The sequence below is a fragment of the Pandoraea anhela genome (assembly GCF_902459655.1).
Lineage (GTDB): Bacteria > Pseudomonadota > Gammaproteobacteria > Burkholderiales > Burkholderiaceae > Pandoraea > Pandoraea anhela.
Genome location: NZ_CABPSB010000011.1, coordinates 182,243 through 189,210, shown reverse-complemented (window position 1 = coordinate 189,210; position 6,968 = coordinate 182,243). Strand labels below are relative to the sequence as shown.

Here is a 6,968-nt window from a genome sequence, read left to right as displayed (position 1 = left end):
GCCAAATCCCTCGGATGTGAGGAAATTATGGACAACCTCCCGATTGCCTTCGTCGTTATCATCGCGATTCTGGCCGCAATGCTCGTCTGGTATCTGCGCGATCCTAAGCTGGTCGCCGACGGCGCGGTCTCTGCTGCCCGCACGACGTGGAGCGTGACGAAAAAGACGGCCGCCGTAGTTGGCGTGATTTGTGCGCTTGCTGCGGCCATTTCTCTCCTGGTCGGACTCGGCGGCTGGCAAGCACTAGCATTCGTTGCCCTAATTGCGGCAATCACATACTGGAACGTATGAAAAACCCGCCTCGATAGGCGGTCAGTATGGAAGCACGGCATCAGACCTGAAAGACTTGGGCATCTTCAGCCCAATCCTCGGACGGCGCACCCACCACGGTGCGCCGTTTTTGCTTTCAGGAGTGCCGTATGTCCTCTCCCAGCAGCGGAGGCACCACGACGACGAAAACGGAGTTGCCAGACTGGGCGCAGCCTTATGCCCAGCAGTTGCTTCAGAGGGGTGCCGACCTGTCCAATCAGCCTGTACCGCAATATGACGGCCAAGTCGTCGCCGGCATGAACGGGACGCAGACCGGAGCCATTTCCGGCCTAACCGGTGCCGCCGCCAATCAGGCGGGTACGGCAGCTGCGGCGAGCAACATCGCACAGCAGCTCGCGGGCGGTTCGGCCTATCAGACGAAGAATCCCTATACCGGCAACGTAACCGCTTCGACGGCTGCCAGCGCCTACGCCGATCCAGCGAACAATCCCTATCTCGCGGCGACGGTTGCCCAGCAAAAACTGGCCCAGGAGGCACAGCAAAAAGCGTTCGATAACCGCATCGCGCTCGGAAAACTCGGCGTGGAGCAATACAACGCCGTCAACGCCCCGGTAGTCGTTCCTCCAGGGAATTCGGTCATATCGAAGGCCGGCGCGCCAATCGTTCAAGGTACGCCGCAGGTCGCGCGCACGATCGAGACACAGGATGGCGCCGGCAACACTTACACGCTGCAATATGGTGGCGACGGTCGAATGATCGGCGAGCCGGTGCTTAAAAGCGCCGTAGGCGTCGGTCCGCTGTCGGAGGCGCAGCAAAAAACTGTGAATGACGCTGCCGCTGCCGCCGCCGACGCGCGCACGACGTACCAGAACACGACATACCTGGCGAACCAGCTCGCCAGTGCGCCTGAGTTCGCCAGTGGTGCTGCCGCAAACTTCAACGACATGCTCACTCGCATCACGGGCAACAAGGACGCTGGCCAGCAGTTGCGTGGTCAGCTTGCGCAGTTCGTCAACAAGTCGATTCTCAGCGAACTCCCGCCCGGATCTGCTTCCGACAAGGATATCGCGCTGGTGCGCAATGGTGTGCCCGCAGACAACGCTGCGCCGAATACGTGGCTCGCCTACTTGCAGGCCGTCGGGCGCGTGCAAAAGGGTGTTGCCGAGTACCAGGCGGCGAAGGCGGATTACTCGGCCGCCAACCGAGGCAGCCTTGGGCCGCTCAGTCGTGACGCCACGATCAATGGCATCCAATTCCCTGCCGGCACGACGTTCGCTCAGGCAACGCTTCAGCAACAGCCCGCCCAACAGGGTCAGGCAGGTCAGCCGCAGATCGGTCGTTACTCTCTCGGCGATATCAATTCCGAACTCAAGCGCCGGGGGCTCATGCGATGAATGATCTGTCGAGCCTGAGCAATGCGGATCTGCTCGCTCTGAAGGCGTCGTTTTCGACGCCTGAGGGAGCGATCAACCAAATCGAATCGAGCGGGGCGGCTGACTCGACGCCTGGCATCGTTAATCGGGATTCAGGCGCGCGCGGCAGTATGCAGGTGCTTGCCTCGACGGCGCGCGACCCGGGTTTTGGGCTGACGCCGTCGAACGGCACGCCGCAGGACGATGCGCGCCTCGGCCGGCAGTACTACGCCATGCTGCGCCAACGATATGGCGATCCGTCGCTTGCCGCCGTGGCATACCAGATGGGGCCCGGGGCGGCCGATAAGTGGATTGCCAATGGTGGCAGTCTCGCAGACTTGCCGGACGATGCGTTGACGTATCTCGGCAAATGGCAAACCATCGTCACGCAGGGTGCACAGCAACGAGCCGTCGTGCCTGGCGTCACCGACAACCCAATGCCAACTGCGATTCAGCAGCAACCGTCGTCAAATCCGTTGGTCGCGACGGTCGGCGGCATCGGCGAAGGGTTCGGAAAGACAATGCTGGGCGGTCAGGCGCTCGTCGGGAGAGGCCTGCAAGCCGTCGGCGCCAACGGCGTTGGGGATTGGCTCGTCAACGATGCACAAAACGGTGCACGGAACCTCACGCAGCAAGGAAACGATCAGCTCGGTACCTCGGGCTGGCGCACGGCGGGCAACATCGGCGGCGCAGTCGTGCCTATGCTCTTCGCTGGACCGGAATTGCTGCCGCAGATTGCCGCCGGCGGCGCTTATGGCGCCAGTCAAGGGGCGTTGAACGACACGGGCATACTGCCTGGCGCTGTGGAAGGCGCCGGACTCGGCGCACTCGGATACGGCGCCGGCCAGCTGCTGGGCGCTGGCATTAACGCTGCGCGTCCGCTGGCGTCGCGAGCGTGGTCAGCAGTGCGTGGCGGCGAGCAATCAGCCGCGGGCCGAATCGCTGGCCAGCTTGGCGATGATCTCGCCCCGACGATCGCCGCACTTCGCTCGAACTCCGATGAACTGATTCCGGGCAGTCTGCCGACAGCCGCCGAGGCGGCGAATAACCCGGCGATCATTCGTCTGCAACGTGCCATGCAGAACACGGAAGCTGGTCAAGTCGCGTTGGCGAGCAAACCCAACTTGTCGAGTGCTTCACGCAGGGTCTGACGCGACGTCAGATCGACGCCGGTGGTGGCCTGCTGGGTGAGGTAGTCGGAATAGGCCGGTGACTGCGTACGCAGGTAGTTTGAGAATTGTTCAGCAGCTCGCTGGGCATCTTCGCGAACCAACTCGTTTCCCTTGCTGCCGACGTTCAGCGCGCCCCGAAGATATTCCTGCCCCTCTCCGGACAGCCCCGTCATGTTGGTCGGTGTCGTGCGCGCTTGAGCACTGAGCACGCGCAACTGATCGAGCATTTCCGGCGTCACCTTGTCGGCCTGGCGAATGCCTGGTTTCAACTGCTCACCGAGCACGTTTCTGATGGCGCCACTGAGAGTGTTTGGATTCACGTCGCCCGTGACAGGATCGACGGCAGAAATAAGCCGTTTTTGCAGCGCCATCTGTGCATCGAGTGGCGCGGAATCGGCCTGAAACTTCGCTCGGGCTGCGGCGTATTCGCCGCCGGTGGCGTCGTCCATGATGCTCACCAGATCGTCGCGAACAGCCATCAGCGGGCGCGCCTTGGCGTTTTCACCCATCTGCATTGCGCGGCCGATTTGGTCATCAAGCACGCCCTTTGCATAGAGCAAGCCACGACCGGTGACGAGCTGAGTTTCGACACCCCTCGCGCCGCCCATGTTCGCCAGCGCACGGTTCTGTGTGGTGGCGAAGATCGAGCCCTCGCCGAGGTTGTCGCTCGCCTTCTGGGCTGCATCGATGGCGCTGCGGAACGCAGGCTTTTCGAGCAGCGCGGCGAATTTCGGCGTCGTGACCGGCAACGTAATATTCGCCGTGCGGAACATATCGTCGGCAACATTCCCGCGCGCTGCGCGCAAGGCGTCGAGCGTCGCGGGCGTGCCCGCCACGTCGTCAATGCCTTGAGCGAGCGCCTGCTGCAATGGGCGTTGCTGAACTGCGAACACATCGCTGCCCGCGTTATCTGCCGATCCCTGCGCCACCTTCATGGCGCGGACGTATGCCGGCGACTGCATGATCTGCGCTTGTTCGGCCGTCAGGGGCGGCAATTCCGCCTGCCCAGCAGCGAGGCGCTGCGCCTGGGCGCGAGTGAAATCGTCGACTTCTTGGCCAAGGTTCGGCCCGACGACGTCACGGCCTGCGGCAAACCGTGCTGCATTGTTCTCTGCCATTCGTGCAGGGAACAACGCGAGCGGCGAGGCTCAGATGACCTATCAAGCAGCGAAATCGGCGCTGGGACGAGAACCGCTGACGGGGGGCGCTGAGGCATACAAGAACAGCCTGCTCGCAGATCTCCAGCGTGCCTCGACGGCCAACGTTCCGCTCGGTGCCGCTGGCAGCCAAACGGCGGCGAACATGCAACTCGGCGGCGGCCTGCTTGCGCGCCTCGCTGAATCCCGTGGGACTGACACTGCACTTGGAATGGCCGCCGGTTCCGGGAACATCGTTTCGGCTGCCGCCGGATATCTCGTCCGCGCCGCCGCGAGCAAGGCGATGGCGAGGTCCGAGAAGGCCGCAATCAACCTCCTACTCAACCCGAAGAAGCTAGCCAATGCGCTTGAGGAATTCAAGGGGCAGCCACAAGCGAAGAAGGTGTTTATCGAAACACTCAAGGAGAAGGCGACTGGGGCTGGCCGCGCGGGCATGCGCGCGGTGCAGGCGTATGAAGCATCTCGACAAGGAAATAAAAAGTGATCGACGACCAGACGACATTGCTGGTGAAGATTGGGGGGGCCGCGGCGTTCGGCGCAGCGGTATCTCTCAAGTTCATTCCGGGGAATTGGTGGCAGCGCGGCCTCTCGTTCGGTGCGAGCGTGGGCATCGGCTGTCTTGCAGGAGGAGCGGCGGCCGAGTATTACGCGATCACGCCAGGCAGCGTTACACACATGGCTGCGATCGCGGCGGCGTCGGTCTTCGGCCTATCTGGCGTGAGCAGCCTTATCCAGCAGATTCCGAAGTGGTTGGATGCAGCTCGCCAGAAGATTCTCGGGAGCTAAGTCATGCTCGCCATCATCAATTTTTCGGCAAACGCAGTAATTTTCGCGCTCTCGCTTTGGGCGGTGCTGACCCATCGCGTACCAACCCGCAGCGGAGGCGCCCTCGTGCTGTCGCTGGTGAACTTCTCGGCGATCGGCAACATTGGATCGCCGATCGCGTGCCACAGCGCGCCCGAGGTGACGTTGAATGTCGCCGTCGCGGTAGCCGCGATGTGGGTTTTCTGGCAAATCCAGATCAAGCGCCGTTATTTCGGGAGGCTCGGACATGACGCCCGGTGAAGCACTGACCAATGCGATCAGCCCCGCTCTATCGCTGCTGCCCACAAAAATGGATACCCCGCAAGCGCGCGTCATGCTCGCTCGATCTCCAGACCGGTTTGAGCACCAGCGTTGAAAGTCAGAATTGACAATGGTCATGATGCACGAAGACTGGCCGTTTGGTGAGGCCAAGTCATCTGATGATCGACAACCCCCATGCGCCGGGCCGCTTAAGCCCCCCGGCAAGCAAGCCCAGCGGCGTCTCCTGCCCTCCTCCCCCGACTTATCGCACATACAGATTAGCTAATCGCAATTCCGTCGTTGACGCTGCGAACCGACTAACGCAATCATATTTCTTATTAAGAAATATATGTCTCTATTATAGAGATTAATAATGGTGATGAAAGACGCCTTTGCCACCGATCCTTAAAAGGACGACGGTGCAGAGCGACGTTAAATTTTCGTCGCGTTGATGATGAAGAGAGATGATGACGCTAGGACCGAAAGAGCCCACTTTCCGCGGGAAAGCGATGGTGGAATTCTGTCTCGACGTGAGGCGCTTGACGTTTGACGATGCCGTGCTTGACATGGTGCGTCGCACGTTTCTCGATTATCTGGGATGCACGTTGAGCGGATCGAACGATCCATCGACAGTGGCCGTGCGCAAGACAGTTTCGAGTTGGGGAGTCGCCGGACGCGCCAGCGTGCTGGGCGCATTCGACACGCTTCCTGCATTGGCGGCGTTGGTCAACGCAACTGCGGCGCACTCGCAAGACTTGGACGACACCCTGCCCAAGGGGGCAGGACACCCTAGCGGCCCCTGCTGGTCCGCCGCAATCGCCGTCGCACAGCAAGAAGGCAGCGACGCAAAAACCATGGTGGCCGCTTATATCGCGGGCTTTGAAATCATGGCGAGGCTCGGTGGCGGCGGCCCCGACGGCGTTGGCCGTAATCTGCAACGCGTCGGTTACCATCCCACCGCCGTGGTTGGCCGCGTCGGCGCAACGGCGATCGGTTCGGTGCTCTACAACTTAGACCACGTCCAGACGGCGAACGCGTTCGGGGCAGTGGCGACGACATTCTCAGGCTTTCAGTCTTCTCACGGCACCGACGCCAAGCCATTTCACGTTGGCAAAGCCGCCATGGACGGCATCATCGCGGCGCAGTTGGCAAGTCATGGTCTGAGCGCAAACACGGGCTTCTACGAGCGCGAGGGCGAGAACTGGCTCGCAATGCTGATCCAGGACGGCCGAATAGGCGAAATTCCCCCCATGTCCGACTTGGGCCACGAGTGGCACATGTTCGGGAACGCGTTCAAGTTGTACGCCAGTTGCAGAGCGACGCACGCGTCCTCCGAGGGTGCCATGCAACTGCGCGAACAGCTCAAGCACAAGAAGATCACGTCGGTCGTTGCCAGAACCGCATCCAATGTCTTGGCGATGGCTGGCTTCCGCGACCCGAAAACGCCGACAGAAGCCAGATTCAGCATTTATTTTTGCGTTGCCATGGCGCTGGCAGGCTACAAGCTGGGCCCCGAAGATTTTTCTCCCGAGACGCTGCAAGACCCTCTCGTGCGGGCTATCTTGCCCACGATCCAGATCGAACCCAGCAAAGACATCCCCTACCGTGAAGCCTTCCTCACCGTGACGACGGACGACGGTGCGGTCTATCGAAGCCACATTCCCGCGCGCAAAGGCGATCCGGAGAACCCGCTTAGCTGGGACGAACTCGAGCAAAAATTCGCGTCGCTGACGACACCGCGCTACGGGACGTTCGTCAGCAGGGAGCTGGCTTACCTCGCGCGCCGAATCGATGAGGACGGTGCACTCAAGGAAGTCGTACGGCTGCTCCAAGGCAGCGGCCGGCAGCCGGCATCGACCCAGCCCCCGCTCTCGCAGTAATCGACCGCTATG

8 protein-coding genes are annotated in these 6,968 nt (G+C 61.6%); 7 read left to right on the top strand and 1 reads right to left on the bottom strand.

The window, feature by feature from the left end; all coding sequences use genetic code 11:
• The 3 genes from PAN31108_RS16330 to PAN31108_RS16320 form a co-directional block, all read left to right on the top strand.
• Positions 1–291, top strand: a 291-nt coding sequence (locus PAN31108_RS16330; RefSeq protein WP_217426322.1) for a hypothetical protein, incomplete at its 5' end; no start/stop codon positions are given.
• 128 nt (positions 292–419) lie between these two features.
• Positions 420–1,664, top strand: coding sequence for a hypothetical protein (locus PAN31108_RS16325; protein WP_150669859.1), 1,245 nt, complete (start codon positions 420–422; stop codon positions 1,662–1,664).
• The gene (locus tag PAN31108_RS16320) at positions 1,661–2,833 is read left to right on the top strand and encodes a transglycosylase SLT domain-containing protein (protein WP_150669858.1); all 1,173 of its coding nucleotides are present in this window, start codon (positions 1,661–1,663) and stop codon (positions 2,831–2,833) included. Before PAN31108_RS16325 ends, PAN31108_RS16320 begins: the two co-directional genes overlap by 4 nt.
• On the opposite strand, the gene PAN31108_RS16315 is transcribed toward PAN31108_RS16320, so the two are convergent.
• A complete protein-coding gene (locus tag PAN31108_RS16315) occupies positions 2,779–3,972 on the bottom strand; it encodes a hypothetical protein (protein WP_150669857.1) in 1,194 nt (397 codons plus the stop codon). The genes PAN31108_RS16320 and PAN31108_RS16315 overlap by 55 nt on opposite strands.
• Before the next feature lie 34 nt (positions 3,973–4,006).
• On the opposite strand from PAN31108_RS16315, the gene PAN31108_RS16310 reads away from it, so the two are divergent.
• The 4 genes from PAN31108_RS16310 to PAN31108_RS16295 all read left to right on the top strand — a co-directional run bounded on the left by PAN31108_RS16310 (position 4,007) and on the right by PAN31108_RS16295 (position 6,956).
• Positions 4,007–4,495, top strand: coding sequence for a hypothetical protein (locus PAN31108_RS16310; protein ID WP_150669856.1), 489 nt, complete (start codon positions 4,007–4,009; stop codon positions 4,493–4,495).
• Positions 4,492–4,797, top strand: a complete 306-nt coding sequence (locus PAN31108_RS16305; RefSeq protein WP_246184000.1) for a hypothetical protein — start codon at positions 4,492–4,494, stop codon at positions 4,795–4,797. Before PAN31108_RS16310 ends, PAN31108_RS16305 begins: the two co-directional genes overlap by 4 nt.
• Before the next feature lie 3 nt (positions 4,798–4,800).
• Positions 4,801–5,076 (top strand): hypothetical protein, encoded by a 276-nt coding sequence (locus PAN31108_RS16300; protein WP_150669855.1) that lies wholly within the window; start codon positions 4,801–4,803, stop codon positions 5,074–5,076.
• Positions 5,077–5,540: 464 nt separating this feature from the next.
• Positions 5,541–6,956 (top strand): MmgE/PrpD family protein, encoded by a 1,416-nt coding sequence (locus tag PAN31108_RS16295; protein WP_150669854.1) that lies wholly within the window; start codon positions 5,541–5,543, stop codon positions 6,954–6,956.
• Positions 6,957–6,968: the final 12 nt, after the last annotated feature.

Bases quoted from the DNA above. Each gene is read 5' to 3' on its own strand.
- PAN31108_RS16315 (WP_150669857.1), bottom strand. From the start codon at position 3,972: ATGGCAGAGAACAATGCAGCACGGTTTGCCGCAGGCCGTGACGTCGTC.
- PAN31108_RS16300 (WP_150669855.1), top strand. From the start codon at position 4,801: ATGCTCGCCATCATCAATTTTTCGGCAAACGCAGTAATTTTCGCGCTC.
- PAN31108_RS16310 (WP_150669856.1), top strand. From the start codon at position 4,007: ATGACCTATCAAGCAGCGAAATCGGCGCTGGGACGAGAACCGCTGACG.
- PAN31108_RS16295 (WP_150669854.1), top strand. From the start codon at position 5,541: ATGATGACGCTAGGACCGAAAGAGCCCACTTTCCGCGGGAAAGCGATG.
- PAN31108_RS16320 (WP_150669858.1), top strand. From the start codon at position 1,661: ATGAATGATCTGTCGAGCCTGAGCAATGCGGATCTGCTCGCTCTGAAG.
- PAN31108_RS16325 (WP_150669859.1), top strand. From the start codon at position 420: ATGTCCTCTCCCAGCAGCGGAGGCACCACGACGACGAAAACGGAGTTG.